The following is a 25655-nucleotide window of genomic DNA, read 5'->3' on the forward strand; positions in this document are numbered from 1 at the left end:
GTGGAGGAGGGGTGTGTCAGCCCCGCCGTGAAACCAAACGCAGGATTGGTGGTCGCACGATCTCGAAACAACCATTGGAAAAGGAGGCTTCATGCCTATGAAATTCACCTCGCTGGGCGCGCTGGCGGCCATTGCCATGCTGGCCGGTTGCAGTTCGACTTCGAGCGAGCCGGCGAAGGATCCTGTGGCCAGCGAGGCCGGTCATGGCCGCTGCGAGGCATCGGCTGCGCAATTCGCCATCGGCAAAAAGGCTTCGCCGCAGCTTCTGGATCAGGCCCGCACCCGTGCCGGTGCGCAGAACGCCAGGTTCCTCAAGCCCAATGACATGATTACCCTGGAGTACCGTTCCGATCGCCTGAACCTGAACACCGACAACGATCTGATCGTCACCCGCGCCAGTTGCGGCTGATCGCTGCGGGCTTTTCGGCAGGCATAAAAAACCCCGTCACATGGACGGGGTTTTTTTGTGCGCCGGGAGATTACTCTGGGCGAACTTGTGCAGCTTGCATACCCTTTTGGCCTTTCTCAGCCACGAAGGATACGGCTTGGCCTTCTTTCAGGCTTTTGAAACCGTCAACTTCGATAGCTTTGAAGTGTACGAACAGGTCGTCACCGCCACCTTGAGGAGTGATGAAGCCGAAGCCTTTTTCATCGTTGAACCATTTGACGGTGCCGGATTGGCGATTAGACATGGTGTATCTCCAAGAAACATATATTTTCAGTAGTGCTGTGCTGCTCAGGCCAACTGGGCACACCGGGGTATCATAGTCGAAATGTTCGCTTTGGTAGCCCCCCGCAGGTGCTGTTTGCCAATCAGTCGTGTTTTCTTTGCAGGTTGTTTCGGCTGGAGGCCCCGGTTTGAAAGGCTTTCAAGGGCTTTGGGGCTGCAGTAAAAAACCTGTAAAACCTGCACGAAACAGGTGGGAATTCGTCATTTGCCAGCCTTTTTCCCGTGTCCGGGGGCCTCAGGCGTGCCGTCCGCTCACTTTTTCGCGGGGACGTTGGCCTTGCATTTGGCGATCTGGCCCAAGGCTTTCTGTTGCAGTTCCTGGCTGGCCTTGTTGTCCATCAGGGCCTGGATGTCGCTGGCCGAGTAGGATTTGATGGCATCGGCGCCGCAGGCGCAATGGGACTTGGCGGCCGCAGCGCCGATCTGCGGTGTCGCCGCCTGGGTGCACTGCGCCATGTATTTCTCGCGTTCGCCTTTGGGCCAGTCGGCATGGGCGCTCAGCGGCAGCAGCAGAACAACGGGGGCGAGAGCGGCGAAAAGGGTGTGCAGACGCATGCGAAGATGCTCCTTGTGGGTCAATGTCCTTCATCAGATGGGCGAAGGACGGATCAAGTTCATCACTCTGGCATAAAAACGGATGATCTGCTCTGGAATGCAACCCTGAAGCGTCCGCAGCCGTTCATCTGTGCTAGCATGCCGGGCTCGGGCGACCGCAGGCCTCCAAGGCCCATGCGGCTCCCGTGTTTTCTGTTTGAATCCCAGTCACTCTGGTTCGGTTTTCCGGTTGGCCGCAAGGCTCCTGCCGCTGTAAGGCAGGCGTTCGTCATTGAATGGCCTGGATCGGATCTTGTACTGGCTCATCCCAACCCACGTGACCTTTGGTAGGGGTCACCACTAGGAGAGGAGGCGCCATGCCAACTATTACTCTTCCCGACGGCAGTCAACGTTCTTTCGATCATCCGGTTTCCGTAGCCGAGGTCGCCGCATCCATTGGCGCGGGCCTGGCCAAGGCCACCCTGGCCGGCAAGGTCAACGGTCGGCTGGTCGACGCTTGCGATATCATCGACAGCGACTCGACGCTGCAAATCATCACGCCAAAGGATGAAGAGGGGCTGGAGATCATTCGCCACTCTTGTGCCCACCTGGTCGGTCACGCGGTCAAGCAGCTGTACCCGACCGCCAAGATGGTCATCGGTCCGGTCATCGACGAAGGCTTCTACTACGACATCGCCTTCGAGCGTCCTTTCACGCCGGAAGACATGGCCGCCATCGAACAGCGCATGCAGCAGCTGATCGACAAGGATTACGACGTCATCAAGAAGGTCACTCCGCGTGAGCAAGTGATCGAAGTGTTCAAGTCCCGCGGCGAAGACTACAAGCTGCGCCTGGTCGAGGACATGCCGAACGAGCAGGCCATGGGCCTGTACTATCACGAAGAATACGTCGACATGTGCCGCGGCCCGCACGTGCCGAACACCCGTTTCCTGAAGTCCTTCAAGCTCACCAAGCTGTCCGGCGCCTACTGGCGCGGCGATGCCAAGAACGAGCAACTGCAGCGCGTCTACGGCACGGCCTGGGCAGACAAGAAGCAGCTGGCCGCCTACATCCAGCGCATCGAAGAAGCCGAAAAACGCGACCACCGCAAGATCGGCAAGCGTCTCGGGCTGTTCCACACCCAGGAAGAAGCGCCGGGCATGGTGTTCTGGCACCCGAACGGCTGGACGCTCTATCAGGTGCTTGAGCAGTACATGCGCAAGGTGCAGCGCGACAACGGTTACCTCGAGATCAAGACGCCGCAGGTCGTTGACCGCAGCCTGTGGGAAAAGTCCGGGCACTGGGCCAACTACGCCGACAACATGTTCACCACTGAGTCGGAAAGCCGCGATTACGCGATCAAGCCGATGAACTGCCCTTGCCACGTGCAGGTGTTCAACCAAGGCCTGAAAAGCTACCGCGAGCTGCCGATGCGCCTGGCCGAGTTCGGCGCCTGCCACCGCAACGAGCCGTCCGGCGCCTTGCACGGCATCATGCGCGTACGTGCGTTCACTCAGGACGACGCGCACATCTTCTGCACCGAAGAGCAGATGCAGGCCGAATCCGCTGCGTTCATCAAGCTGACCATGGATGTCTACGCCGACTTCGGTTTCAAGGACATCGAGATGAAGCTGTCCACCCGTCCGGAAAAGCGCGTCGGTTCCGACGAGTTGTGGGATCGTGCCGAGTCGGCGCTGGCGGCGGCGCTCGACAGCGCGGGTCTGCCTTATGACCTGCAGCCGGGCGAGGGTGCGTTCTACGGTCCGAAGATCGAGTTCTCGCTCAAGGACTGCCTCGGCCGCGTATGGCAGTGTGGCACCTTGCAGCTCGATTTCAACCTGCCGGTGCGCCTCGGTGCCGAATACGTTTCCGAAGACAACAGCCGCAAGCATCCGGTGATGCTGCACCGGGCGATCCTCGGTTCCTTCGAGCGTTTCGTCGGGATTCTGATCGAGCACTACGAAGGGGCGTTCCCTGCGTGGCTGGCGCCGACCCAGGCGGTGATCATGAACATCACCGACAAACAGGCGGATTTCGTCGCCCAGGTCGAAAAAACTCTCAACGAAAGCGGGTTTCGTGCCAAGTCTGACTTGAGAAATGAAAAGATCGGCTTTAAAATCCGCGAGCATACTTTGCTCAAGGTTCCATATCTCTTGGTTATTGGGGATAAGGAAGTCGAGATGCAGACTGTCGCTGTGCGTACTCGTGAAGGTGCTGACCTCGGCTCGATGCCGGTCGCCCAGTTCGCCGAGTTCCTCGCGCAAGCGGTTTCCCGGCGTGGTCGCCAAGATTCGGAGTAATTATTATTAAGCGTGAAATGAGACAGGATAAACGAACTGCACCGAAGGCCCCGATCAACGAGAATATCTCGGCACGCGAGGTTCGGTTAATTGGCGCTGACGGCGAGCAGATTGGCATCGTCTCGATTGATGAAGCGCTTCGTATAGCTGAAGAAGCCAAGCTTGATCTGGTGGAAATCTCCGCCGACGCAGTCCCGCCGGTTTGCCGGGTGATGGACTACGGCAAATCGATCTTCGAGAAGAAGAAGCAGATTGCTGCGGCGAAGAAAAACCAGAAGCAGATTCAGGTCAAAGAAATCAAGTTTCGTCCAGGGACGGAGGAAGGGGATTACCAGGTAAAACTACGCAACCTGGTACGTTTCCTGAGTGACGGGGACAGGGCCAAGGTTTCCTTGCGATTCCGCGGCCGTGAGATGGCCCACCAGGAGCTGGGGATGGATCTCCTCAAGCGGGTCGAACAAGACCTGCTCGAGTACGGATCGGTCGAACAGCATCCTAAGATGGAAGGACGCCAGCTGATCATGGTCATCGCCCCGAAAAAGAAGAAGTAATCAACAGGGCACGGCAGGCCTTCTGATTATGTTTATCCACTGAATGCGGAGTATCCGAACATGCCAAAGATGAAAACCAAAAGTGGTGCTGCCAAGCGGTTTCTGAAAACTGCTAACGGCATCAAGCACAAGCACGCTTTCAAGAGCCACATCCTGACCAAAATGTCGACCAAGCGTAAGCGTCAACTGCGCGGAAGCAGCCTGCTGCATCCGTCTGACGTGGCAAAAGTCGAGCGCATGCTGCGCCTTCGTTAATTTTTGGATCAAGAATAGAGGAAGTAACTCATGGCTCGTGTAAAGCGTGGCGTCATTGCCCGTAAGCGTCACAAAAAAATTCTGAAACTTGCTAAAGGCTACTACGGTGCACGTTCGCGCGTATTCCGTGTTGCCAAGCAAGCGGTAATCAAGGCAGGCCAATACGCCTACCGTGACCGTCGTCAGAAAAAACGTCAGTTCCGCGCTCTGTGGATCGCTCGTATCAACGCTGGTGCTCGTACCAACGGTCTGTCCTACAGCCGTTTCATCGCCGGCCTGAAAAAAGCGTCCATCGAGATCGACCGTAAGGTTCTGGCTGATCTGGCAGTGAACGAAAAAGCGGCGTTTGCTGCGATTGTCGAGAAAGCTAAAGCCACCTTGGCTTAAGTACCCCCGACAGTCACCCGGCCCTGCATCTGTGGGGTCAGGTGTTAAACGTCATAAATAGGGGAAGAGCCTTCAAGCTCTTCCCCTATTTCGTATCTGGAGTCTGTACATGGAAAACCTGGATGCGCTGGTCTCTCAAGCACTAGAGGCTGTGCAAAGCGCTGAAGATATCAATGCCCTGGAGCAAATCCGGGTTCACTACCTTGGCAAGAAGGGCGAGCTGACTCAGGTGATGAAGACCCTGGGCAACCTGCCGGCAGAGGAGCGTCCGCAGGTCGGCGCCCTGATCAACGTTGCCAAGGAGCGTGTCACAGAGGTTCTCAATGCGCGCAAGGCTCTGTTTGAAGAGGCCGAGCTGGCCGCCAAACTGTCCGCCGAGTCCATTGACGTGACTCTGCCGGGCCGCGGTCAGACCTCGGGTGGCCTGCATCCGGTGACCCGGACTCTGGAACGCGTCGAACAGTTCTTCACCCGCATCGGCTACGGCATCGCCGAAGGGCCGGAGGTCGAAGACGACTACCACAACTTCGAGGCGCTCAACATCCCAGGCCATCACCCGGCCCGGTCGATGCATGACACCTTCTATTTCAACGCGAACATGCTGCTGCGCACCCATACCTCGCCGGTACAGGTCCGCACCATGGAGTCGAAAAAGCCGCCGATCCGCATCGTATGCCCGGGTCGCGTGTACCGCAGCGACTCCGATATCACCCACTCGCCGATGTTCCACCAGGTCGAAGGCCTGCTGGTCGACCGCGACATCAACTTCGCCGACCTCAAGGGCACCATCGAAGAGTTTCTGCGGGTGTTCTTCGAGAAGGAACTGGCCGTGCGCTTCCGTCCTTCCTACTTCCCGTTCACCGAGCCGTCCGCCGAAGTCGACATGGAATGTGTGATGTGCAGCGGTAAAGGCTGCCGCGTCTGCAAGCAGACCGGCTGGCTGGAAGTGATGGGCTGCGGCATGGTTCATCCGAATGTGCTGCGCATGTCCGGCATCGATCCGGAAGAGTTCTCGGGCTTCGCCTTCGGCATGGGTGTCGAGCGCCTGGCCATGCTGCGTTACGGCGTGAACGACTTGCGTCTGTTCTTCGACAACGACTTGCGGTTCCTCGCGCAATTTCGCTAGTCGTAACGAATTCTTAGGAGAGCAGGATGAAATTCAGTGAACAATGGCTGCGTGGCTGGGTCAGCCCGCAGGTAGATCGTGACGGGCTGGTTGCCCGTCTGTCGATGGCCGGTCTGGAGGTCGATAGCGTCACCCCGGCTGCCGGCGCATTCAGCGGCGTGGTGGTGGGCGAAGTGCTGAGCACCGAGCAGCACCCGGACGCCGACAAGCTGCGCGTTTGCCAAGTGAGCAACGGCAGCGAAACGTTTCAGGTCGTGTGCGGTGCGCCGAATGTGCGCCCTGGCCTGAAGATTCCGTTCGCCATGATCGGCGCCGAACTGCCGGGCGACTTCAAGATCAAGAAGGCCAAGCTGCGCGGCGTCGAGTCCAACGGCATGCTGTGCTCGCAATCCGAGCTTCAGGTCGGTGAAGGCAACGACGGTTTGATGGAGCTGCCGGCCGATGCGCCGGTAGGTGCGGATTTCCGCGTTTACCTGGATCTGGAAGATGCCAGCATCGAGGTCGACCTGACCCCGAACCGTGGCGACTGCCTGTCGCTGGCCGGCCTGGCCCGTGAAGTCGGTGCGCTGTACGACGCTCCGGTGGTGCGCCCGGTCGTGGCCCCGGTGCCGGCGGCTCACGATGAGGTGCGTCCGGTCGACGTACTGGCGCCGGCCGCTTGCCCGCGCTACCTGGGCCGCGTGATCCGCAATGTGGATCTGTCCCGGCCAACCCCGCTGTGGATGGTCGAGCGCCTGCGTCGTGCGGACGTGCGCAGCATCGATGCCGCCGTGGACATCACCAACTACGTGATGCTCGAGCTCGGTCAGCCGCTGCATGCCTTCGACCTGGCCGAGATCAATGGCGGAATCCGCGTGCGCATGGCGGAAGAGGGCGAGAAACTGGTGCTGCTCGACGGCCAGGAAGTCAGTCTGCGCAGCGATACGCTGGTGATTGCCGACCACACTCGCGCACTGGCGATTGCCGGTGTCATGGGGGGCGAGCACAGCGGCGTCTCCGCGACCACCCGCGACGTGTTCCTTGAAAGCGCGTTCTTCGACCAGATCGCGGTCGCCGGCAAGGCACGTTCCTACGGTCTGCACACCGATGCCTCTCACCGCTACGAGCGTGGCGTGGACTGGCAACTGGCCCGTGAAGCCATGGAGCGCGCCACTGGCCTGCTGCTGGACATCACCGGCGGCGAGGCCGGCCCGATCATCGAGACGGTCAGCGAGCAGCATCTGCCGTCGATCGCGCCGATCACCCTGCGTGCGCAGCGCATCGCGCAGATGCTGGGCATGGAAATGGACTCGGCCGAAGTCGAGCGTCTGCTCGGCGCCTTGGGCCTGAAGATCTCGGCTGAAGGAGCAGGGCAGTGGCGTGTCGAGGTGCCAAGCCACCGTTTCGACATCAGCCTGGAAGTCGACCTGATCGAAGAGCTGGCGCGTCTGTATGGCTACAACCGCCTGCCGGTCCGTTACCCGCAAGCCCGTCTGGCTCCGCAGGCCAAGGCGGAAGCGCGCAGCGACCTGCCGGAACTGCGTCGTCTGCTGGTGGCTCGCGGCTATCAGGAAGCGATCACCTACAGCTTCATCGATCCGAAACAGTTCGAACTGTTCAATCCAGGTGTCGAGCCGTTGCTGCTGGCCAACCCGATCTCCAACGACATGGCCGCCATGCGTTCGTCGTTGTGGCCGGGGCTGGTCAAGGTGCTGCAGCACAACCTGAACCGCCAGCAGGATCGCGTCCGTCTGTTCGAGAGCGGCCTGCGCTTCGTCGGTCAGTTGGAAGGGCTCAAGCAAGAGCCGATGCTCGCCGGTGTGGTCTGCGGCAGCCGTCTGCCGGAAGGCTGGGCGCAAGGTCGCGACGCCGTGGACTTCTTCGACGTCAAGGCCGATGTGGAAGCGGTGCTGGGCTTTGCCGGTGCATTGGGTGCTTTCACGTTCGTACCGGGCAAGCACCCTGCGTTGCATCCGGGTCAGACCGCACGCATCGAGCGAGACGGCCGCGAAGTCGGCTTCATCGGTGCCATTCACCCTGAACTGTCGAAAGCCCTGGGTCTTGACCGTCCGGTCTTTGTTTTCGAGCTGGTTCTGGCTGAAGTGGCGCAGGGCAAAATGCCTGAATTCCGTGAGTTGTCGCGCTTTCCTGAAGTGCGTCGTGACCTGGCGCTGTTGGCCGACAAAGACGTCGCCGCCAGTGCTGTGCTTGACGTAATCCGTGAAAATGCAGGCGAATGGCTGACAGATCTCAGGCTGTTTGACGTCTATCAGGGTAAAGGCATTGATCCGCATAGAAAAAGCCTTGCCGTCGGCTTGACCTGGCAGCATCCATCGCGCACTCTTAATGACGATGAGGTGAATTCGACGACGCAAAACATCCTCACCTCGCTCGAACAAAGGTTGAACGCCACGTTAAGGAAGTGACGTATGGGGGCTTTGACGAAAGCTGAGATGGCGGAACGTCTGTATGAAGAGCTGGGCCTGAACAAGCGGGAAGCCAAGGAGTTGGTCGAACTGTTTTTCGAGGAAATCAGGCACGCTCTTGAAGACAACGAGCAGGTCAAATTGTCGGGTTTCGGCAATTTCGACCTTCGGGACAAACGCCAGCGGCCTGGCCGCAACCCGAAAACGGGGGAAGAAATTCCGATCACGGCTCGCCGTGTGGTCACCTTTCGTCCAGGGCAGAAGTTGAAGGCCCGAGTTGAGGCTTATGCTGGAACCAAGTCATAACGACGAACTTCCCGTCATCCCGGGCAAACGCTACTTCACCATCGGTGAAGTCAGCGAGCTGTGTGCGGTCAAACCGCACGTGCTGCGCTACTGGGAGCAGGAGTTTCCTCAGCTCAACCCTGTCAAGCGGCGCGGAAACCGCCGGTATTATCAGCGCCAGGACGTGCTGATGATCCGGCAGATCCGCGCACTCCTTTACGATCAAGGCTTCACTATCGGTGGTGCACGTCTAAGGCTATCCAGCGATGAGGCCAAAGACGACACCACGCAGTACAAACAGATGATCCGCCAGATGATCGCCGAGCTTGAAGATGTGCTGGTGGTACTCAAGCAATAAATTACTGCTTTTAAATACTTCCAGTTTTCAAAAGCTTGCGATATATTCTTGAGCGTTCCTCGAGATGAGGAACAAGATTCACGCCTAGTCGGGGCGTAGCGCAGTCCGGTAGCGCACTAGCATGGGGTGCTAGGGGTCGAGTGTTCGAATCACTCCGTCCCGACCATTATTCCTGAGTAAAATCAGACACTTAAGCCGATCAGTCAGATCGGCTTTTTTGTGCCTGCGCAAAATGTCACTGTCACCCGGCAAACCTTCATTTCAATGCAACGTCACCACCTTGCGACTTTCTCCGATCCTGATTCGATCCAAGGCACGGTTCAGCGCATCCAAGGCATCCAGAAGGGCCTTTGCCTCAGCTTCCCGACCCTCCCCCCAGAGACGCTCAGCCATTTTGTTCAAGGCCTGGATAGAGCGTTCAATCTCGGCAGCGGTGGCTGCTTTGCTTTCCGGGTGTTTCTTAAGCATTGATACAACTCTGTATGCATGAAGGTGTCTGGAGCAGTCTATCTTAGCCCATGCCGAAGGGAGACTCCTGCTTCTGGGGGGGGAACGAAGCCTGAGCCCGACCGGGTGACGAAACGAAGAATAGAGACGATGAAAGAACCTACCTACCAACTGCTGGAAGTCGCTGACGGCAAGCCGATCAAACTGTGGACCGAGGGCGTCCCGGTGGAAGAGGAAGCGCGGCGGCAATTGTTGAACACCGCCAAGATGCCGTTCATTTTCAAGCACCTGGCCGTGATGCCGGATGTGCATCTGGGCAAGGGCTCGACCATCGGCAGCGTGATTCCCACGGTCGGGGCGATCATTCCGGCGGCGGTCGGGGTGGATATCGGTTGCGGCATGATCGCTGCGCGCACCTCACTGAGGGCTGCCGATCTGCCCGACAACCTGCATGGCCTGCGCAGTGCCATCGAGCAGGCCGTCCCTCACGGCAGAACCCTGACCCGCTCAAGGCGCGATACAGGGGCGTGGGATCAGATACCGCCACAGGCAGACCAGGCCTGGGCGGCGCTGTTTCCGCGGTTCAAGGCGATCACCGACAAATACCCGAAGCTCGCCGACACGAACAACCGCAATCACCTCGGCACGCTCGGCAGCGGCAACCACTTCATCGAGGTGTGCCTGGATGAGGCCGACCGGGTCTGGTTCATGCTGCACAGCGGTTCCCGCGGCGTGGGCAACGCCATCGGCAACCTGTTCATCCAGATGGCCCAGAAGGACATGCGCCAGCACATCGCCAACTTGCCGGATCGCGATCTGGCGTACTTCGAAGAGGGCAGCCGGCACTTTGACGACTATGTGGAGGCAGTCGGGTGGGCGCAGGACTTCGCCCGGCAGAATCGGGTCATGATGATGGACGCGGTGGTCCGTGCGACCCGGACCGTCATCCGCAAACCGTTCGAAGTGGCCCTGGAAGCAGTGAACTGCCATCACAACTATGTGCAGAAGGAACAGCATTTCGGTGAGGACGTATTGATCACCCGCAAGGGGGCCGTGTCGGCGAAGAAGGGCGAGTTGGGCATCATCCCAGGGTCGATGGGGGCCAAGAGCTTCATCGTGCGCGGTCTGGGCAACGAAGAGTCGTTCTGCTCCTGCAGCCATGGCGCAGGCCGAACCATGAGCCGCACCAAGGCCAAGAATACCTTCACCGTAGCGGATCAGGTTCGCGCCACCGCTCATGTCGAGTGCCGTAAGGATGCGGACGTGATCGACGAGATCCCGATGGCCTACAAGGACATCGAGAAGGTCATGCACGCGCAGCGTGAGCTGGTGGAAGTGCTGCATACCTTGCGTCAGGTGGTGTGCGTCAAGGGATAGGCAGCGTCGGACGGCGCTGACCGTACCGCCTGCCTTCAAAGTGCCAGCAGACGGCAAACTGCTGGCCCCCGGATGATCTCCGTATCGGCAAACTCGCCTTTTTTCAAAAGGTTAGGTGGGCTATATGCGGACGATTGTCATCACCGTTGCAACGCTTTCCCTGGCTGCCCTTGCGCTGGGGGCTCAAGCGAAAGAACTGAGCAAGAGCCATCGTTTTGCATGCGCGTGGGGCTCGGACATCGCCGCAGGCGCACAGCAATCGAAACTGTCGGGGATTTCCCTGTATGGCGCGCGCAAGCGCTTGCAGGTTCGCAAGTTCCAGCAGCCATGGATGCGCATGACGGCCATGGGCATTACCGAGCAGACCTACAACAGCACTTCCCGGCTCAAGCCGGCGGCGGTCAAGCAGACCTATTACGAGCAATGCGTGCGGCATGAGCTGGCGCAGCGCTGAGCACAAGGCCCGCCCTCAGGGGTGGGCTTTTTCATGCCTGGCGCCCGTGCTAAGTCACTTGTCGCTTTCGCAGTTGACCATCCAGGACACGCCGAAACGGTCCGTCAACATGCCGAAACGAGCGGCCCAGAAGGTCACCTCCAGCGGCATGTCGATGCGTCCGTCCTTGGCCAGAGCGTTGAAGACCCGTTCCGCCTCGGCGACGCTGTCGACGTTCAGGGACACCGAGCAGCCGCTCATGCCCGGGGTCGGGCGGTCGGGAGTTGTGTCCGAGGCCATGAGCATCTGGTCGCCGACCTTGAGGCACGTATGGATGATCAGGTGGTGATGGTCTTTCGGTACGTGTTCGGCGGCAGGCGTTTCGCCGAATGACATCATCGCTTCAAGCTTGCCTTGCAGGCATTGCTCGTAAAACGTGAAGGCGGCTCGGCAGTCGCCGTTGAAGATCAGGTAAGGGTTGATTTTCATGGTAGTGCTCCCGGAAGTCGAAACGCGGGCGGCGGCGATTGTTCACCCGGCAGCGCGTTCGACGCATGAACCATAGCAAAGCGTTGGACATCGGGAGCGGCGGTGTTTTTCCAGATGTTTTGCGCATGGTTGGCGCCAGGCTTATCCCTGAAGCGGTCAGTCCACGATCACCCGCTCATCTTCGTCGCCCAGGCACACGGTCAGTTGCTGCCCGTCCTTGTCGAATGCGCAATACGGCAGCGAGCGTTGCTTGGCGACCATCAGTGGCGCGCTGATGAAGAGGAGCGACAGCAGAATCGCTACCCCGCTGCGGACAATCAACTTGAAGCGGGAAAGCGATGGGGCGCGCCGTGAGCGCTGGAACGCGCCCAGCAGCAAGAATCCCACGCCGATGAGCATGGCGATTTTGATTTCCTGCGGGCTGGTGCTGTAGATGAGGTTGTCGGAATCTTCAGGGTAGTTCGCCAGCCACCAGGCGCCGATGGACAGGGGCAGGAGTCCGGCGCCGATGCAGGCGGCGGTCGAGCCGGGCAGTCGCAGCAGCACTGTCAGCAGCAACCCGGAGGTTGCGATCAGCCAGCCGGTGGCGAACAGTTGCCCACCCAAGCCACCCATGAAGGTGCCGGTGACGTCGATGGGCGTGATCAGGCTCCAGTCATAAAAGGCGATGTGCGCCATCAAGGCCAGCAAGGCGAGCCAGCAGACGGGATAGTAAAACCACAGGGCAATGGGGCGGGGCAACACACGCGATCCTTTTCGTGACGTTCGGGGGGCGGCAGTATGCCCGGTCGGACGTCAGGAGTCCCGGGCGATTTGCCCTGGCGCCGAACCGGCCACCCTAGGCGCACGCATCAGGGCATCGATGGCCTTGCGATAGCTCTGCCCGCCCAGGGCCATGCTGTTGTTATGCGTCCCACCGGGCACCAGCAACAGCCGTTTGGGCTGCCGGGCGGCAGCGAACAACTGCTCACTGAACCGGGGCGGCACGAACGCATCTGCCTGGCCATGCACCACCAGCAGCGGCATGTGGATATCGGCGATCTTGTCGATGGAGTCGAATTTCTGCGACAGCAGCCAGCGCACCGGCAATGAGGTGTCGGCCACGGCGGCGGCTACGTCCGCCAAGGAGGTGAAGGTGGACTCGATGACCAGCCCGCGCACCGGCAGGGGGGTATGGTCCCTGGCGGCGTTGCGGCCCAGTTCGGCGGCCAGGTCGATGGCCACCGCGCCTCCCAGCGAGTGGCCGTAGATCAAGCGCTTGCCCGGATCGGGCTGCAGTTGTTGAAAGCGTTCCCAGGCCACTCGGGCGTCTTCATAGACGCTGCTTTCCGACGGCAGGTCGCCCTGGCTTTTGCCGAAACCCCGATAGTCGATGGCAAGCACCGAATAGCCGGCCGCGCGCAATTGTTCGATGCGGAACAGTTGGCCCGTCAGGTTCCAGCGAACGCCGTGCAGATAAAGGATGGCCGGAGCGTTGGCCCGTTCCGCCGGCCACCACCAGGCGTGAATGCTTTGCCCGGCCCTGAAGCGCTTCGGCTGCAGGTCGAGTTCTTGCACGCTGTCGGGCAAGCCGTGATACCAGCCTGCGGTGCCGGGTTCGATGCGAAAAAGCAGCTTGCGCTCGGCATGCTCCAGCACGGCGCAGCTTGTCGGCAAGCCGATGATCAGGGCAGCCATGCAGGCGAACGTCAGCCGACGGCGTCGCAGACGGGTCATGAAAGCGGGGAGCATTAAACGTTTCACCGGAGCGCGGACAAAGAACGCTTTGTACCAGAAGCCTTCGTCCGCGCGCGAGATTTTCGACCGCCGCGCACCAGCAATGATTGCAAGATGCGACGGTGGCTCAGTCCACCGTCAACACGATTTTGCCGATGTGGTTCCCCGCTTCCATGTGGGCGTGGGCCAAGGCTGCCTCGGTGAGCGGGTAGACCTTGTCGATGATCGGCAGGCAGCGCCCGGCCGCCAGTGTCGGCCACACGTGTTCACGCAGTTGCGCGGCGATGGCCGCTTTCTCGTCGCCGGTGCGGGCGCGCAGCAGCGAGCCGGTGACCACCGCCCGTTTCGCCAGGATCGCCAGCAGATCGACGTCGTTGGCCCGGGCGCCCCCGAGGAAGCCGAGCATCACCAGACGTCCGTCCATCGCCAGTGCCTGGAGGTTGGCGTTGAGGTAAGAGCCGCCCATGATGTCGAGAATCACGTTGACGCCCTGGCCAGCGGTTCTTTCGGCGATGAGCGCGGAAAATTCCTGCTCGCGGTAATTGATCGGTTCACCGCCGAGTTCGCGGATGGCCGTGCACTTGTCGGCGCTGCCGGCGGTGGCGAAGGCCTCGATGCCGAATTCGCGACAGAGCATCAGCGCGGTAGTGCCGATGCCGCTGGTGCCGCCGTGGATCAGGACTCGCTGGCCTGGCCGGGCGCCGCCCAAGCCGAACAGGTTGGCCCATACCGTGAAGAAGGTTTCGGGAAGCGCTGCCGCCTGCACCCAGTCCAGCCCCGCAGGCATCGCCAATGTCTGGCCGGCAGGCACGCTGCAGTATTGGGCGTAGCCTGCACCATTAGTCAAAGCGCAGACCCTGTCGCCGATGGCGAACGTATCCACCCCGGCGCCGAGGGCGACGATCTCTCCGGCCACTTCCAGCCCGGGGATCGGGTTCATCCCGGGCCTCATCGGATACAGGCCGGCCCGTTGCAGGGCATCGGGGCGGTTGATGCCGGCCGCGCGTACCCGGATCAGCACTTCGCCTTCCGGCACGGTCGGCAACGGCACGCGCCGGGGTTGCAGGACGTCCGGACCTCCGGGGCGGGTGATCTCGATTCGGGTCATTTCAGTGGGCAGGGTCATGTTCGGTGCCTCGCAAGGTGTGGTTCGGTGATGAAAACAGGTCGGTCAACTCAGGCAGCGGTGTCGCGCAAAGGTGTAAGGCAACCCTATCGCGGCCAGTTCCAGCAGCAGCGCCACCGCCAATGAGCCGGCGGCCGTCAAACACAGCAGCGCATGGTTGCCTCCGCTGGCCTCGAACAGTGCCGATGACGCGAACCCGGCCAGCGCCTGAAACGTGGCGAACGAAACGGTCGCGCGGCTCCTTTGCTCAAAAGGTTTATGGCGCTGAGCATATCGACTAAGGTCGCTGCACATGCGCAGCGATTTTGCTGAGTGATGATGCATTTGTGCATCAGTGGGGGAGGCAATATGAACTGGGATGATGCCAAGGTGTTTCTGGCGGTTTGCCGCGAGTCGACCTTGCGTGGTGCGGCGCGGGTCCTGGGGGTTGATCAAGCCACGGTGGGACGGCGCGTCACGGCACTCGAGCAGTCGTTGGGCGCCAAGCTGTTCCTGCGTACCTCCGATGGCTATGCGTTGACGACGGTGGGTGAGGCTGCGCTCTTGTCCGTGGAGAAAATGGAGCATTCGGCGCTGGAGTTGGAGCGCCGGATCCAGGGCATGGACGAGCGGCTGAGCGGTAACGTGCGGGTCAGCACCACCGACTCTCTGGCCATCGACTTTCTGATTCCGGCCATCGCGCGTTTGCATGAGTTGCATCCTGACGTGCGTGTGCAATTGGACGCCTCCACGCAATTCTCGAGCCTGGCCAAACGCGAAGCGGACATCGCGGTGCGCAACGCTCGGCCTGACGATCCCGACCTCATCGCACGCCGCATCGCGCACTGGCCGGTGGGGCTGTTCGCTTCGCAGGCCTATGTCGACGCGCGAGGCGTGCCGTCGCCGGGCACTGCATTCGAGGGCCATGACCTGGTGGTGTATCAACCCTATGTGAAGGCCGGAAAAGAGGTGACGCTGGCGTCCGAACCGGTGGGGCGCGGGCGTATCGTGGCAGGTCTGAGTTCTAGCCTGTTGGTGCGGCGTTCGATTGCCGCCGGCATCGGTGTAGGAGAAATTCCCGTCTACATGGGGGAGCGGGACGGGCTGGTTCGGCTCTGGCCGGAGCGCACGCGGCCACAAGCCTATGAAGTGTGGCTGGTGACCCATGCGGATCTGCGTCACACGGCGCGGGTCAGGGCGGTGATCGAGCAGATCGTGGACGCGTTCGCACCGGAGAACGGATAGGCCAGACGCGCTGAATGCGTGGACTTGGCAAGGCTACGTCGGGTGGCGACATTGCCTACATTAAGGGCGGAATTCGCCGGCTTGTGGGTTTTCGGGCCGGGCTCTATCGTTTTCCAGACCTCGGACGAGACAAACCCCTCGTTCTGAAGGGATCAATCAGGGACGAATTGATAGCCGCAGAGGTGTGGAATTGATTGCAAGGGAAATCAGCCCGTTTCAGGAATGCGACATGTCCAGAGCCACCGACAAGACCGAATCCATGAACCACGTCAGCCGAGAGGAATTCAACGCCAGGATCGAGACCATCGAAGTCAGGATGGATGCCCGGATCGAATCCATGTCCGCGAAACTGGATGAGTTCGTCGCGGTGCAGGCGGAACGGGACAAGGCGTTCCTGGAGCGCGAAAAGGCCCGGGAGGAAACCCGTCTGGAACGTGAGCGGCTTCAGGAAAAAGCCCGGTTGGAGCGGGAGCGATCCTGGGAGCGCGCACGGCTGAGGTGGGAGCGATCTCAGGAAAGGGCTCGGCAGGAGCAGGGCGCAGCACAGGATAAAGCACGGCAAGAATGGGAAGCCGCTCAGGAAAGGGCCCGGCAAGATCGGGAGAAGGCGCGGGAGGTCGCACAGCGGGAACGAGACAAGGCACAGGAGGTCGCACAGCGGGAACGAGACAAGGCACAGTTGGAGCGGGACAAAACGCAGCTGGAGCGTGAAAAGGTCCAGCAGGAGAGAGACAAGCGCCTGGAGCTGATCGCGGAGCAAACGCTCAAGGCTGCCGAAGGGGCCCAGGAAGCGGCAAGGCAAGTGATCAATTTCAGAACCAGCTATTGGGCAGGTGTTGCCGTGCAGTTTCTGGCAGGAGTGGCCATTCTGGTGGGGGCCATCTACACCAACCAGGCCAACGTGATGGTCGCGATACAGACGACCTTGGCGGCGGTTCAGTCGGTCAAGGAGGCCAGCGCACCCGTGCCTGTTGCCACGCCGGTCACCCTGGAACAATGAAAACGGCCTTCAAATGAAGGCCGTTTTTGGGTGGTGCGTTTGTCTCAAGGCATTTCTGGCAATTCTTGGGGCCTCAAGTCAAACACCAGCACTTCGGCATCAGCACCGTTGCTCAAGGTCAGCGCCTGTTCCTCACGAACCCGCACGCCGTCGCCTTCCTGCAACTGCACGCCGTTCAGCTCAATGCTGCCGCGAGCGACATGCACGTAGGCATAGCGATGGGTCGGCAGTTCCAGCGTGGCGCTTTCGTGGCCGTCGAACAGTCCCGCAAACACCCGTGCATCCTGGCGCACCTTCAGCGAGCCGTCGGTGCCGTCCGGCGAGATGATCAGTTGCAGCCGGCCGCGTTTTTTCTGCGGGCTGAAATGCTCCTGCTGATACCGAGGCTTGGCGCCGCTCACATCGGGCACGATCCAGATCTGCAGAAAGTGCACGGGCTTGCTCGTCGAATGGTTGAACTCGCTGTGGGCCACGCCGCTGCCGGCGCTCATCAGTTGCACGTCGCCGGGGCGGATCACCGAGCCGGTGCCGAGGGTGTCCTTGTGTTCCAGTGCGCCTTCGAGCACGTAGGAGAAGATCTCCATGTCACGGTGCGGGTGCTGGCCAAAACCTTTGCCGGCGGCGACGCGGTCGTCGTTGATCACCAGCAGGTCCGAGAAACCCTGTTCGCGCGGGTCACGGTAGCTGGCGAAGGAAAAGGTGTGGAACGACTTCAACCAGCCATGGTTGGCGAGCCCGCGGTCGGAAGCTTTGCGAAGGGTCAGCATGATGGAATCTCCTGTCGGGACGTTGATTCGTCCGCTTGAGGAGAAGATTAATATTTACCGGTTTGAGCAATAAGTAGGTGAAAATTGAAATACTGTCCTGCTCAAGTTGACAGTTTTGTGCTGCGGATCACGGCGTCTTTCGGGCCGCTCGTGGTGTACTGCGGCAAAATGCGGCAACTTATGCCGAATCATAGATTTCAGTGATGTGTCTCCCATGAAAAGCGTGGCAATGGTGCTGTTTCCCGAGTTTCTCCTGCTGGACATGGCAGGCCCCCTCGAAGTGTTTTCGGTGGCCAACCGCTACCTGAAGCCCCAGAACCATTATCGGTTGACCACCCTGGGCACCGAACGCGGGCCGTTGCGTGCATCCAATGGCGTCTTGATGCACACCGACCGGTGCATCGAGGACGACAACGAGCGTTACGACCTGCTGCTGGTGCCCGGCGGGCCCGGCGCCTACAACGAAAGGCTGCCGTCGCTGCAGGCCTGGCTGCCGGGGGCGGTCGGTCGGGCGGGGTGTTACGGTTCCATCTGCACCGGGGCATTCGTGCTGGGGCATGCCGGGCTGATCGACGGCTATCGCGTCACCACCCACTGGAACTACACCGAGCGGCTGATCAAGGGGTTTCCCAAGGCCATCGTTGCGACAGACCGGATCTACGTCGAGGACCGCAACCTCATCACCTCCGGCGGCGTCACCGCCGGCATCGATCTGGCCCTGGCGGTGGTCGCCCGGGATCACGGCAAGAAGCTCGCCCAGGACGTGGCCAAGGTGCTGCTGGTGGTGATGAAGCGTCAGGGCGGACAGGCTCAGTTCAGTCCGCTGATGGCGGCGGTGGCCCCTCAGGAGACGCCGGTCACGCGGGTGCAGAACCATGTGCTGGAACACCTGGAGGAGGCCTTCAGCGTTGAGCGGATGGCCGGGATCGCGAACATGAGCCCGCGGCACTTTGCGCGGGTGTTCGCCCGGGAGGTCAGCATGACGCCCATGGAGTTCCTGCAGAACGCACGCATCGACCGTGCGCGCAATCTGCTGGAAACCAGCGACCTGCCGCTCAAGACCGTGGCGTTCAAAAGCGGTTTCGGCAGCGTGCGCCACATGCGCTTTCTGTTTGGCGAAAAGCTGGGCCTGACGCCGCTGCAGTACCGCGAACAGTTCAGCTAGAGCGTTTCTGTCCGTCCCGGGCACCCGGATGTCCGTGCTGCGCCCCGTGTGGCGGTTGTGCCGTCATGGGGGCCTGCCAAGATAGCGGGCATGAACAGCCTCGTTGATTTGAGCACGGCATCGGTCCTGCGGTTCGGCCCGTTTGCCTTTCACCTGCGCCAGCGGCTGATCCTCGAAGGGGATCGGCAATTGCGCATGGGCGGCCGTGCGCTGGACATCCTGCAGGTGCTGGTCGAGCGCGCCGGCCGCGTCGTCAGCAAGGAGCAGCTGATCGCGCTGGTGTGGCCGACGTCAGTGGTCGAAGACATCAACCTGCGGGTGCACATCGCCGCCTTGCGCCGGGCGCTGGGCGACGGTGAGAAGGGCCAGCGCTACATCGTCAACGTGCCGCAGTGCGGTTACAGCTTCGTCGCCCCGGTGCAGGGCGACAGCGTTGCGCAGGTGGTGTTCGAAAGCCTGCAGGCCCCCCAGCACAATCTTCCGGCGCGGCTGACCCCGGTGACCGGTCGGGATTCACTGGTGGGTGGCCTGGTCCGCCAATTGCCGCTGTGCCGGCTGATGACCGTGACGGGCCCCGCCGGCGTCGGCAAATCCACCGTGGCCTTGCGCGCGGCCGAGCTGCTGCTGCAGCACTTTCGCGACGGGGTGTGGCGGGTGGATCTTTCGCTGATCGACGCCAGCGCCCCCTTGCTCGACGCGTTGCTGCAAGCCCTGGACACCGACTATCGCACCCTGACCGCCCGCCACGCCCTGCTGGTGCTGGACAACGCCGACCATTGGCGTGAAGCCTGCCGCGAGGTGCTGGAGACGCTGTTGGCGGCGGCCCCGCGGCTGGTGATCCTGGTCACCAGCCGCGAAGCGTTGCAGGTCAACCTCGAAACCGTGCAGAACGTGCCGCCGCTGGCCGTGCCCGGTGTGTCGGCGTGCTGCCATGTCGATGAGGCCATGGCGTTTTCGGCGGTGCAGTTGCTGGTCAGCCGGGCCCGGGCACGGCAGCACGGCTTTGCGCTGCGTGAGCAGGATCTGCCGGCGGTGCGCGAGATCTGCCAGCGGCTCGACGGCTTGCCGCTGGCGATTGAACTGGCGGCTGCGCAGATCGATGCGCTGGCGCTGGTCGGGCTGCACGCCCAGCTGGACAACGGCCTGCAATGGCTGAGTTTCGGCAGGCGCACGGCGGTGCCGCGCCATCAGTCCATGAGCGCCGCGCTGGACTGGGGCTGCCGGCACCTGAGCGACCAGGAGCGGCGCGTGCTGCAACGCCTGGCGGTGTTCAAGACTGCCTTTACCCTGGACGCGGCGATGGCCGTGATCAGCTGTGCGCAAATGCCGCCGTCGATGCTGGCGGCGGCGGTTGAACGGCTGGCGGCCAAATCGTTGCTGACGGTGGAGCGGGGCAGCGGGGTGGTGCGCTACCGCCTGCTCAACACCACCCGGCGCTACCTCGGCGAACAGCCGGCGGACAGCGGCGACTTGGCTGAACTGGAGCGGCGCCATGCCCGCTACAGGGGGCGCACGCACGATGCCTCAGACGTCCGTCTGGCTGCGCAACTCGTCCAGCAGTAGGCGCACCTTGCGCAGATCCGGCGTCGCGTAGCCCTCGGTGAAGCGCCGATAGACCGGATCGAGAAGCGCCAGCGCCTCGTGGTGGCGCGCCTGACGCTGCCACAGCCGGGCCAGCGACGTGGCGCTACGCAGTTCCCAGGCCAGCGCGCCCTGGTTTCGGGCGATGTCCAGCGCTTGCAGCAGAACGGCTTCGGCGGTTTCGGTTCTGGCCGTGTCTGTCTCGACGCCATCGCCAGCAGGCTGGCGTCCGTCCAGCCGCAGCGGTTCTTCAGGCAACAGCTGCTCGGCCCGGGCCCGCAGGATCTCCGCCGTGCTCCATCCCGCCGCGCCGCTCTGCGCGCGCTCCAGCAAGGCATCGTCAATGAAGCCGCTGTCGAGCGTCACCATGATCTCGCGGACCAGCCCGCTGTCGGCCGGCGGCACGGCGACGGCGGTGTCGGCGTCGATCACTTGCGCATACTGCCGGGCCCAGGTGTGGAACAGCAGCACCGAATGCTTCTGCGCCTGTTCGTGCAGCTGGCGCAGCAGGGCGCGGGCGTTCTGCCGGTCGCCGTTGTAATGGGCGATCAGGCAGGTGGCGAGGGCCAGGGTGTAGCAGATCGACGTGCCATGGTCGATCTGCACGGCGATGTCCAGCGCCTGCCGGGCCGTGCGCCACGCCTGTTCGGGAAAGCCCTGCAGCCACAGCACCCGGGCGAGCACCGTCAGCGAGGCGACGCTCTGGTCGTACTGCACGCCGAAACCATGGGTGAAACGGTTGCGGTGGCCGCTCTGGGCCATGCGCTGGATCACCTGCTCGGCATGGATCCGGGCCTGCGGCTGATCCCCCGCGTAATGCAGCGCCAGCACCCGCAAGCGGTGCGTGCTCAACGACAACAGCGGATCGCCGTGCAGGCCCAGGTTCTCGAACTGCTCGCTCTGCTCCAGCGCCATCCGGTAATGGCCGCAGCTGAGGTTGACCGCCATGTGCCCGGACACGGCGCGCAGTTGCCCGGCGATGTCGTCGTGCTGCCGGGCCAGCGCATGGGCGCCGACGAAGGCGTCGATGGTCTCCGGCGTGCCGCCGAAGGTGTGGTAGCAGGCACTGCCGAGCGCCAGCTTCAGGGCGATTTCCAGGCGGGGGCAGGGCGAGGCGGCAGACGCCAGCAACTCAAGGGCCCGACGCACATGGCCGCCGTATTCCTTGAGCAGCGAGAGTTCTTGCCACAGCGGCGCCGAGGTCGCGGTCAGGCGTACGCCCAGATCCTGCGGGCCTTCCCCGTTCAGCGCCCAGCCCAGCGCCGCGCGCAGATCCTCAAGGCCACGGGCGTAGCGTTCGATCCACAGCACGGTGGGGGTCATTTCCCAATCGGCCTGGGCCTGGTGCATCAGCGCCAGGCAACGTTCGGCGTGGCGTTCGCGGGTCTGGTCGAGTTCCAAGGCGTGGTCGAGCTTCTCCAGCGCATAGCGGCGGGTGGTGTCGAGCAGGCGGTAGAACACTTCTTCATCGCCGACCTCGACGCTGAGCAGCGACTTGGCCACCAGTTGCGTGACCGAACCGAACACGTGGTGCGGTTCGATGTGCCGACCGACGATCACGGCTGCTGCCGACTCCAGGGTAAAGCCGCCGCGGAACACGCTGAGGCGGCGCAGGCAGGCCTGTTCGCAGGCACTGAGCAGGTTGAAGCTCCAGTCCAGCGTGGCCCGCAGCGTCTGGTGCCGGTTCTGGCCGATCCGCTCGCCGGCGGGCAAGCGGCCTTGCAGTTGCATCAGCAAGCCTTCCAGTCCGAGCGTCGCGACCTGCGCGGCCGCCAGTTCCAGCGCCAGCGGAATGCCGTCCAGCCGACGGCAGATCTCGATGGCCAGCGGCAGGTCGGCATCGCCCAGTTCGAAGCTGTCGTGGCCGGCCATCGCCCGTTCGGCGAACAGTTGCAGCGCCGAAAAGCTCATGGCCTGGGCAAGGTCGGGCACGGCGATCGGCGGCGGGCAGTCGAGGGATTCCAGACGCTGCACGAACTCGCCTTCGATCCTCAGGCTTTCGCGGCTGGTGGCCAGGATGTGCACCTGGGGCGCACCGCGCAGGATGCCTTCGCTGAGCAGGGCCACGGCGTCGATCAGGTGCTCGCAGTTGTCGATCACCAGCAGCATGTGCCGGTCGCGCAGGCTGGCGATCAGGCAACTCAACGGATCATTGTCGTGCAGCGACAGGTCCAGCAGATTGGCCAGGTGCGAGCCGATCAGTTGCGGATCGTTGATCGGCGCCAGGTCCAGCAGACGGATGCCGTCCCGGTAGCGCCCGATCAATTGTTCGGCCACGCGCAGGGCGACGGTGGTCTTGCCGATGCCGCCGGGCCCCACCAGGGTGATGCAGCGCTGGCGCGGCAGCTGGGCCATCAGGTTGTCGACCAGCGCCTGACGCCCGATCATCCGCGTGCGGCGCAACGGCAGGTTGTGCCGGCCGGTCGCGCTCGGCGATGGCGTGTGCTCGATGGCCTGCCGGATCACCGGTGCGACAAAGCTGTAGCCGCGCTGGGCCACCGTGACGATGTAGCGCTGCCCGGCCTGGCCGTCGCCCAGCGCCTTGCGCAAGGCGGCCATGTGCACCCGCAGGTTGATGTCTTCCACCACGCTGTCGGGCCAGACCCCGGCGATCAGCCGCTGCTTGCTCACCACCTCGCCGGCGTGGGCCAGCAGGATCAGCAGGATGTCCAGCGCACGCCGGCCCAGGCGCAACGGCTGGTCGCCTTCGAGCACCAGCCGCTGGCCGGGGTGGATCCGATAGGGGCCGAAACCGATGGCCTGATCCGGGGAAAGACTCAACCGCTCACTCCTGTACCGCTTTCTTGTGATCCCGGCCGCACGCGTTCACGGGGCGAGGGCCGGGGCGGACGGTGGCCGGCAGGGTCTGCCGGGGCGTCTAGTCCGCTGTTTCCGGGCATATTCCCCATGATTGCCCGCGAGCGCAATGTGCTGGCGAAGGGCTCCGGCGGCGATCCGGGGTCGCACCCACTGTATTTAAAGGCCGAAACCTGCACCGGCCCGTCCGACGACCGGAAAAAATTAACAACGATTAACTCGTCCCTGGCCGGCCTCGCCCCAACACTGCGGGCGAAGGAATGCATACGTCCGGAGGACGCTGCGATGAGCGAAGTGGTGGTGGTCTATCACAGTGGTTACGGGCATACCCGGGTCATGGCCGAAGCGGTGGCCTTGGGCGTTGCGCGCCACTCGGGCAGCACCTGCCGGCTGATCGCCGTGGAGGACGTGGACGCGCATTGGGAATGGCTGCACCGCGCCGACGCGATCGTTTTCGGTGCGCCGACCTACATGGGCAGCGCGTCGGCGGCGTTCAAGCAGTTCATGGAAGCCACGGCCGCGTTCTATCTGGCCAGGCCCTGGCGCGACAAGCTGGCGGCGGGCTTCACCAACTCCGGCAGCCTGTGCGGCGACAAGCTCGGCACCCTCCAGCAAATGGCCGTGTTCGCCGCGCAGCACTCGATGATCTGGGTCGGCCTGGACCTGTTGCCGGCGCGTTCGTGCCAAGGATCGTTCGACGGGCAACTGAACCGGCTCGGCAGTTCGTTGGGCGCCATGTCCCAGTCGTGCGTCGAACGGCCGCCCGGGCAGGTGCCGCCGGTCGAGGACCGCCGCACCGCCGCCCACCTGGGCGAACGCGTGGCGCGCCTGGCTCAGCGCATGGCGCTGCGTTGAGCAGGGATCAGAGCCCTTTGACCACCCGGCAGCGCCAGGCGAACGGATTGATCCCTTCGCTGCGGGTGAAGATGTGGCAGAAATGCGCCTGGTCGCAGAAGCCGCATTCGAGGCTGATCTGGGTCAGGCTCAGGTCCGTGTGCTGGATCAGCAGCTTGGCCCGGGCGATGCGCTGGGCGCGGATCCAGTCCTGGGGCGAAAGCCCGGTGCTGCACTTGAAGGCGCGGGAAAAGTGGCTGCGCGACAGCGCACAGGCGCGGGCCAGTTCGGTGACTTCGAGGCTTTGGTCCAGGCGTTCGAGAATCAGCTGTTTGACCAACCGTTCCCGCTGCGGGCTGAGGCCGCCGGTCTGAGGTTTGGGCGCATCGCCGGCAGGCATGCGGGCGAGCGTTTGCTGTAGGTGAGCCATGGCCAGAATCCGTGTCGGGGGGAACGCACGGTCAGCGCCTTCCCTCAGGTCGAAAAAACAACGCTGCGCAGAGGGATTCATTGTTCGGCGGCGGGGCGGAGGCTTGCGAGTTAAACGTTGTTAATTCCGCCGCAAACGCGCATGGCCCGTCACCGTCGTTCGGGTAAAGTGCGCAGCACTTGCGCCTGACTCCATAAGGAAAACACGTCCATGAACCGTAACGATCTGCGCCGCGTCGACATGAACCTGCTGGTGATCTTCGAAGCGCTGATGTTCGAAAGGAACCTGACCCGCGTTGCCGAAAAACTGTTCATGGGCCAACCGGCGGTGAGCGCCGCGCTGGGTCGCCTGCGGGATCTGTTCGATGACCCGTTGCTGCTGCGCAACGGTCGCGGCATGGAGCCCACCGCCCGGGCCCTGGCGATCCTGGACGAGCTGCAGCCGGCCATGGACGTGATCAGCGGCGCGGTCAGCCGGGCCAAGGCCTTCGACCCGGCCACCAGTTGCGACGTATTCCGCATCGGGATGTCGGACGATGCCGAGTTCGGCCTGTTTCCGCCGCTGCTGCGCCAGTTGCAGGAGGAGGCTCCGGGGATCGTGGTGGTGGTCCGCCGCGCCAACTACCTGTTGATGCCGACATTGTTGGCCTCCGGGGAAATCTCCGTGGGCGTTAGCTACACCACGGATCTGCCGGCCAACGCCAAACGCAAGAAACTGCGCGACATTCCCTGCAAGGTGCTGCGCGGCGACGACCGTCCGGGGCCGCTGACCTTGGACGAGTACTGCGCGCGGCCCCACGCGATGGTGTCGTTCTCCGGCGATCTGAGCGGCAACATCGACCTGGACCTGGCCAAGGTCGGCCGCACCCGCCGGGTGGTGCTGGGCGTGCCGCAGTTCAGTGGCCTGCGCGCCTTGCTGGCCGGCACCGAAATGATCGCCACCGTGCCCGACTACGCGGCGTGCGCACTGGTGGAAGGCTGCGCGCTGCGGGCCGAGGATCCGCCGTTCCCCATCGACGCGGCGCAACTGTCGATGGCGTGGAGCGGGGTGCACGACAACGACCCGGCGGAACGCTGGCTCCGGTCGCGGATCAGCCAGTTCATGTCGGCGGAGCTGGACATTCCGGTGGCGTAGGCGCCGTTGCCCGGTCAGTGGGGGGCAGCAGGGCAGGGCCAAGACAGTTGCTCCCGCCCGTCGAAAAGGGCGCGCGATCTTTCAATCCGGGTATGTGCCATCGCAGACGGCTTGCAAACGAGCTGCGCTGCCGCTCATCGGAATCCCGCCCACCCCTGTCAGATCTGACAGTAGCCACCGCTCC

27 protein-coding genes, 1 tRNA gene and 1 pseudogene are annotated in these 25655 nt (G+C 62.6%); 18 read left to right on the forward strand and 11 right to left on the reverse strand.

Annotation, left to right across the window (positions count from 1 at the left end; translation table 11 throughout):
• Positions 1-91 precede the first annotated feature (91 nt).
• Positions 92-409: an I78 family peptidase inhibitor gene (locus CAG41_RS21645; protein WP_085577458.1), complete on the forward strand. Its 318-nt coding sequence runs from the start codon at positions 92-94 to the stop codon at positions 407-409.
• Positions 410-479: 70 nt separating this feature from the next.
• On the opposite strand, the gene CAG41_RS21650 is transcribed toward CAG41_RS21645, so the two are convergent.
• Both CAG41_RS21650 and CAG41_RS21655 read right to left on the reverse strand, forming a co-directional pair.
• The gene (locus tag CAG41_RS21650) at positions 480-692 is read right to left on the reverse strand and encodes a cold-shock protein (RefSeq protein ID WP_085577457.1); all 213 of its coding nucleotides are present in this window, start codon (positions 690-692) and stop codon (positions 480-482) included.
• Between the two features lie 290 nt (positions 693-982).
• The gene (locus CAG41_RS21655) at positions 983-1285 is read right to left on the reverse strand and encodes a hypothetical protein (protein WP_085577456.1); all 303 of its coding nucleotides are present in this window, start codon (positions 1283-1285) and stop codon (positions 983-985) included.
• Between the two features lie 356 nt (positions 1286-1641).
• Here CAG41_RS21655 and thrS point away from each other — a divergent pair, with 356 nt between their 5' ends.
• The 9 genes from thrS to CAG41_RS21705 all read left to right on the forward strand — a co-directional run bounded on the left by thrS (position 1642) and on the right by CAG41_RS21705 (position 9097).
• Positions 1642-3564, forward strand: coding sequence for a threonine--tRNA ligase (gene thrS, locus CAG41_RS21665; protein ID WP_085577455.1), 1923 nt, complete (start codon positions 1642-1644; stop codon positions 3562-3564).
• Positions 3564-4115 carry a translation initiation factor IF-3 gene (infC, locus tag CAG41_RS21670; protein WP_170929973.1) on the forward strand — a complete coding sequence of 184 codons (552 nt, stop codon included), beginning with the start codon at positions 3564-3566 and terminating at the stop codon, positions 4113-4115. The genes thrS and infC overlap by 1 nt, the downstream gene beginning before the upstream one ends.
• Before the next feature lie 60 nt (positions 4116-4175).
• A complete protein-coding gene (gene rpmI / locus CAG41_RS21675; RefSeq protein WP_002553160.1) occupies positions 4176-4370 on the forward strand; it encodes a 50S ribosomal protein L35 in 195 nt (64 codons plus the stop codon).
• Positions 4371-4400: 30 nt separating this feature from the next.
• A complete protein-coding gene (gene rplT, locus CAG41_RS21680; protein ID WP_085577453.1) occupies positions 4401-4757 on the forward strand; it encodes a 50S ribosomal protein L20 in 357 nt (118 codons plus the stop codon).
• A gap of 109 nt (positions 4758-4866) precedes the next feature.
• Positions 4867-5883 carry a phenylalanine--tRNA ligase subunit alpha gene (gene pheS / locus CAG41_RS21685; protein WP_085577452.1) on the forward strand — a complete coding sequence of 339 codons (1017 nt, stop codon included), beginning with the start codon at positions 4867-4869 and terminating at the stop codon, positions 5881-5883.
• Between the two features lie 26 nt (positions 5884-5909).
• Complete coding sequence (gene pheT, locus CAG41_RS21690) at positions 5910-8288, forward strand: phenylalanine--tRNA ligase subunit beta (RefSeq protein ID WP_085577451.1); 2379 nt, start codon at positions 5910-5912, stop codon at positions 8286-8288.
• 3 nt (positions 8289-8291) lie between these two features.
• On the forward strand, positions 8292-8594 hold the full coding sequence (gene ihfA / locus CAG41_RS21695) for an integration host factor subunit alpha (protein WP_002553164.1): 303 nt from the start codon (positions 8292-8294) through the stop codon (positions 8592-8594).
• The gene (locus tag CAG41_RS21700; protein WP_085638052.1) at positions 8575-8931 is read left to right on the forward strand and encodes a MerR family transcriptional regulator; all 357 of its coding nucleotides are present in this window, start codon (positions 8575-8577) and stop codon (positions 8929-8931) included. Before ihfA ends, CAG41_RS21700 begins: the two co-directional genes overlap by 20 nt.
• A gap of 89 nt (positions 8932-9020) precedes the next feature.
• Positions 9021-9097, forward strand: a tRNA-Pro gene (locus CAG41_RS21705).
• A 95-nt stretch (positions 9098-9192) separates the two neighbouring features.
• Here CAG41_RS21705 and CAG41_RS21710 read toward each other — a convergent pair.
• Positions 9193-9399 carry a hypothetical protein gene (locus CAG41_RS21710; RefSeq protein WP_085577449.1) on the reverse strand — a complete coding sequence of 69 codons (207 nt, stop codon included), beginning with the start codon at positions 9397-9399 and terminating at the stop codon, positions 9193-9195.
• Positions 9400-9528: 129 nt separating this feature from the next.
• On the opposite strand from CAG41_RS21710, the gene CAG41_RS21715 reads away from it, so the two are divergent.
• Both CAG41_RS21715 and CAG41_RS21720 read left to right on the forward strand, forming a co-directional pair.
• Complete coding sequence (locus CAG41_RS21715; protein ID WP_085634095.1) at positions 9529-10755, forward strand: RtcB family protein; 1227 nt, start codon at positions 9529-9531, stop codon at positions 10753-10755.
• Between the two features lie 124 nt (positions 10756-10879).
• Entirely contained in the window at positions 10880-11209 is a 330-nt protein-coding gene (locus CAG41_RS21720; RefSeq protein ID WP_085577447.1) for a hypothetical protein, read from the forward strand.
• Positions 11210-11263: 54 nt separating this feature from the next.
• Here the strand turns inward: CAG41_RS21720 and CAG41_RS21725 are convergent, their stop codons facing one another.
• The 5 genes and pseudogenes from CAG41_RS21725 to CAG41_RS21745 all read right to left on the reverse strand — a co-directional run.
• Positions 11264-11677 (reverse strand): VOC family protein, encoded by a 414-nt coding sequence (locus tag CAG41_RS21725; protein WP_085637839.1) that lies wholly within the window; start codon positions 11675-11677, stop codon positions 11264-11266.
• A 156-nt stretch (positions 11678-11833) separates the two neighbouring features.
• Positions 11834-12421: a hypothetical protein gene (locus tag CAG41_RS21730; protein ID WP_256575770.1), complete on the reverse strand. Its 588-nt coding sequence runs from the start codon at positions 12419-12421 to the stop codon at positions 11834-11836.
• 51 nt (positions 12422-12472) lie between these two features.
• Positions 12473-13408, reverse strand: a complete 936-nt coding sequence (locus CAG41_RS21735) for an alpha/beta hydrolase (protein WP_085577445.1) — start codon at positions 13406-13408, stop codon at positions 12473-12475.
• Positions 13409-13520: 112 nt separating this feature from the next.
• On the reverse strand, positions 13521-14519 hold the full coding sequence (locus CAG41_RS21740; protein WP_085577444.1) for an NAD(P)H-quinone oxidoreductase: 999 nt from the start codon (positions 14517-14519) through the stop codon (positions 13521-13523).
• Positions 14520-14564: 45 nt separating this feature from the next.
• Positions 14565-14759 (reverse strand): annotated as a pseudogene (locus tag CAG41_RS21745) (MFS transporter); the annotation flags it as partial.
• A 108-nt stretch (positions 14760-14867) separates the two neighbouring features.
• Here CAG41_RS21745 and CAG41_RS21750 point away from each other — a divergent pair.
• Both CAG41_RS21750 and CAG41_RS28915 read left to right on the forward strand, forming a co-directional pair.
• Entirely contained in the window at positions 14868-15743 is an 876-nt protein-coding gene (locus tag CAG41_RS21750) for a LysR family transcriptional regulator (protein ID WP_085577443.1), read from the forward strand.
• A 229-nt stretch (positions 15744-15972) separates the two neighbouring features.
• The gene (locus CAG41_RS28915) at positions 15973-16743 is read left to right on the forward strand and encodes a hypothetical protein (protein WP_256576463.1); all 771 of its coding nucleotides are present in this window, start codon (positions 15973-15975) and stop codon (positions 16741-16743) included.
• A 44-nt stretch (positions 16744-16787) separates the two neighbouring features.
• On the opposite strand, the gene CAG41_RS21760 is transcribed toward CAG41_RS28915, so the two are convergent.
• A complete protein-coding gene (locus CAG41_RS21760; protein WP_085577442.1) occupies positions 16788-17510 on the reverse strand; it encodes a pirin family protein in 723 nt (240 codons plus the stop codon).
• Positions 17511-17724: 214 nt separating this feature from the next.
• On the opposite strand from CAG41_RS21760, the gene CAG41_RS21765 reads away from it, so the two are divergent.
• Positions 17725-18675, forward strand: a complete 951-nt coding sequence (locus CAG41_RS21765; RefSeq protein WP_085577441.1) for a GlxA family transcriptional regulator — start codon at positions 17725-17727, stop codon at positions 18673-18675.
• Between the two features lie 90 nt (positions 18676-18765).
• The gene (locus CAG41_RS21770) at positions 18766-20238 is read left to right on the forward strand and encodes a winged helix-turn-helix domain-containing protein (protein ID WP_085707465.1); all 1473 of its coding nucleotides are present in this window, start codon (positions 18766-18768) and stop codon (positions 20236-20238) included.
• On the opposite strand, the gene CAG41_RS21775 is transcribed toward CAG41_RS21770, so the two are convergent.
• Positions 20200-23037: a winged helix-turn-helix domain-containing protein gene (locus CAG41_RS21775; protein ID WP_085707466.1), complete on the reverse strand. Its 2838-nt coding sequence runs from the start codon at positions 23035-23037 to the stop codon at positions 20200-20202. The two genes, CAG41_RS21770 and CAG41_RS21775, sit on opposite strands and share 39 nt — an antisense overlap.
• 321 nt (positions 23038-23358) lie before the next feature.
• Here CAG41_RS21775 and CAG41_RS21780 point away from each other — a divergent pair, with 321 nt between their 5' ends.
• Positions 23359-23928, forward strand: a complete 570-nt coding sequence (locus CAG41_RS21780; protein ID WP_085577438.1) for a flavodoxin family protein — start codon at positions 23359-23361, stop codon at positions 23926-23928.
• A 7-nt stretch (positions 23929-23935) separates the two neighbouring features.
• Here CAG41_RS21780 and CAG41_RS21785 read toward each other — a convergent pair whose 3' ends face one another.
• Positions 23936-24337: a helix-turn-helix domain-containing protein gene (locus CAG41_RS21785; RefSeq protein WP_085577437.1), complete on the reverse strand. Its 402-nt coding sequence runs from the start codon at positions 24335-24337 to the stop codon at positions 23936-23938.
• Between the two features lie 210 nt (positions 24338-24547).
• On the opposite strand from CAG41_RS21785, the gene CAG41_RS21790 reads away from it, so the two are divergent.
• The gene (locus tag CAG41_RS21790) at positions 24548-25471 is read left to right on the forward strand and encodes a LysR family transcriptional regulator (protein ID WP_085577436.1); all 924 of its coding nucleotides are present in this window, start codon (positions 24548-24550) and stop codon (positions 25469-25471) included.
• The last annotated feature ends 184 nt before the right edge of the window (positions 25472-25655 follow it).

Source organism: Pseudomonas sp. B35(2017), assembly GCF_002113645.1.
In the GTDB taxonomy this organism is placed as follows: domain Bacteria; phylum Pseudomonadota; class Gammaproteobacteria; order Pseudomonadales; family Pseudomonadaceae; genus Aquipseudomonas; species Aquipseudomonas ekonensis.

What these genes read in the sequence shown, in the direction of transcription:
- CAG41_RS21645 (WP_085577458.1), top strand. Translation starts at nt 92, where the DNA reads ATGCCTATGAAATTCACCTCGCTGGGCGCGCTGGCGGCCATTGCCATG.
- CAG41_RS21650 (WP_085577457.1), bottom strand. Translation starts at nt 692, where the DNA reads ATGTCTAATCGCCAATCCGGCACCGTCAAATGGTTCAACGATGAAAAA.
- CAG41_RS21655 (WP_085577456.1), bottom strand. Translation starts at nt 1,285, where the DNA reads ATGCGTCTGCACACCCTTTTCGCCGCTCTCGCCCCCGTTGTTCTGCTG.
- thrS (WP_085577455.1), top strand. Translation starts at nt 1,642, where the DNA reads ATGCCAACTATTACTCTTCCCGACGGCAGTCAACGTTCTTTCGATCAT.
- rpmI (WP_002553160.1), top strand. Translation starts at nt 4,176, where the DNA reads ATGCCAAAGATGAAAACCAAAAGTGGTGCTGCCAAGCGGTTTCTGAAA.
- rplT (WP_085577453.1), top strand. Translation starts at nt 4,401, where the DNA reads ATGGCTCGTGTAAAGCGTGGCGTCATTGCCCGTAAGCGTCACAAAAAA.
- pheS (WP_085577452.1), top strand. Translation starts at nt 4,867, where the DNA reads ATGGAAAACCTGGATGCGCTGGTCTCTCAAGCACTAGAGGCTGTGCAA.
- pheT (WP_085577451.1), top strand. Translation starts at nt 5,910, where the DNA reads ATGAAATTCAGTGAACAATGGCTGCGTGGCTGGGTCAGCCCGCAGGTA.
- ihfA (WP_002553164.1), top strand. Translation starts at nt 8,292, where the DNA reads ATGGGGGCTTTGACGAAAGCTGAGATGGCGGAACGTCTGTATGAAGAG.
- CAG41_RS21700 (WP_085638052.1), top strand. Translation starts at nt 8,575, where the DNA reads ATGCTGGAACCAAGTCATAACGACGAACTTCCCGTCATCCCGGGCAAA.
- CAG41_RS21710 (WP_085577449.1), bottom strand. Translation starts at nt 9,399, where the DNA reads ATGCTTAAGAAACACCCGGAAAGCAAAGCAGCCACCGCTGCCGAGATT.
- CAG41_RS21715 (WP_085634095.1), top strand. Translation starts at nt 9,529, where the DNA reads ATGAAAGAACCTACCTACCAACTGCTGGAAGTCGCTGACGGCAAGCCG.
- CAG41_RS21720 (WP_085577447.1), top strand. Translation starts at nt 10,880, where the DNA reads ATGCGGACGATTGTCATCACCGTTGCAACGCTTTCCCTGGCTGCCCTT.
- CAG41_RS21725 (WP_085637839.1), bottom strand. Translation starts at nt 11,677, where the DNA reads ATGAAAATCAACCCTTACCTGATCTTCAACGGCGACTGCCGAGCCGCC.
- CAG41_RS21735 (WP_085577445.1), bottom strand. Translation starts at nt 13,408, where the DNA reads ATGCTCCCCGCTTTCATGACCCGTCTGCGACGCCGTCGGCTGACGTTC.
- CAG41_RS21740 (WP_085577444.1), bottom strand. Translation starts at nt 14,519, where the DNA reads ATGACCCTGCCCACTGAAATGACCCGAATCGAGATCACCCGCCCCGGA.
- CAG41_RS21750 (WP_085577443.1), top strand. Translation starts at nt 14,868, where the DNA reads ATGAACTGGGATGATGCCAAGGTGTTTCTGGCGGTTTGCCGCGAGTCG.
- CAG41_RS28915 (WP_256576463.1), top strand. Translation starts at nt 15,973, where the DNA reads ATGTCCAGAGCCACCGACAAGACCGAATCCATGAACCACGTCAGCCGA.
- CAG41_RS21760 (WP_085577442.1), bottom strand. Translation starts at nt 17,510, where the DNA reads ATGCTGACCCTTCGCAAAGCTTCCGACCGCGGGCTCGCCAACCATGGC.
- CAG41_RS21765 (WP_085577441.1), top strand. Translation starts at nt 17,725, where the DNA reads ATGAAAAGCGTGGCAATGGTGCTGTTTCCCGAGTTTCTCCTGCTGGAC.
- CAG41_RS21770 (WP_085707465.1), top strand. Translation starts at nt 18,766, where the DNA reads ATGAACAGCCTCGTTGATTTGAGCACGGCATCGGTCCTGCGGTTCGGC.
- CAG41_RS21780 (WP_085577438.1), top strand. Translation starts at nt 23,359, where the DNA reads ATGAGCGAAGTGGTGGTGGTCTATCACAGTGGTTACGGGCATACCCGG.
- CAG41_RS21785 (WP_085577437.1), bottom strand. Translation starts at nt 24,337, where the DNA reads ATGGCTCACCTACAGCAAACGCTCGCCCGCATGCCTGCCGGCGATGCG.
- CAG41_RS21790 (WP_085577436.1), top strand. Translation starts at nt 24,548, where the DNA reads ATGAACCGTAACGATCTGCGCCGCGTCGACATGAACCTGCTGGTGATC.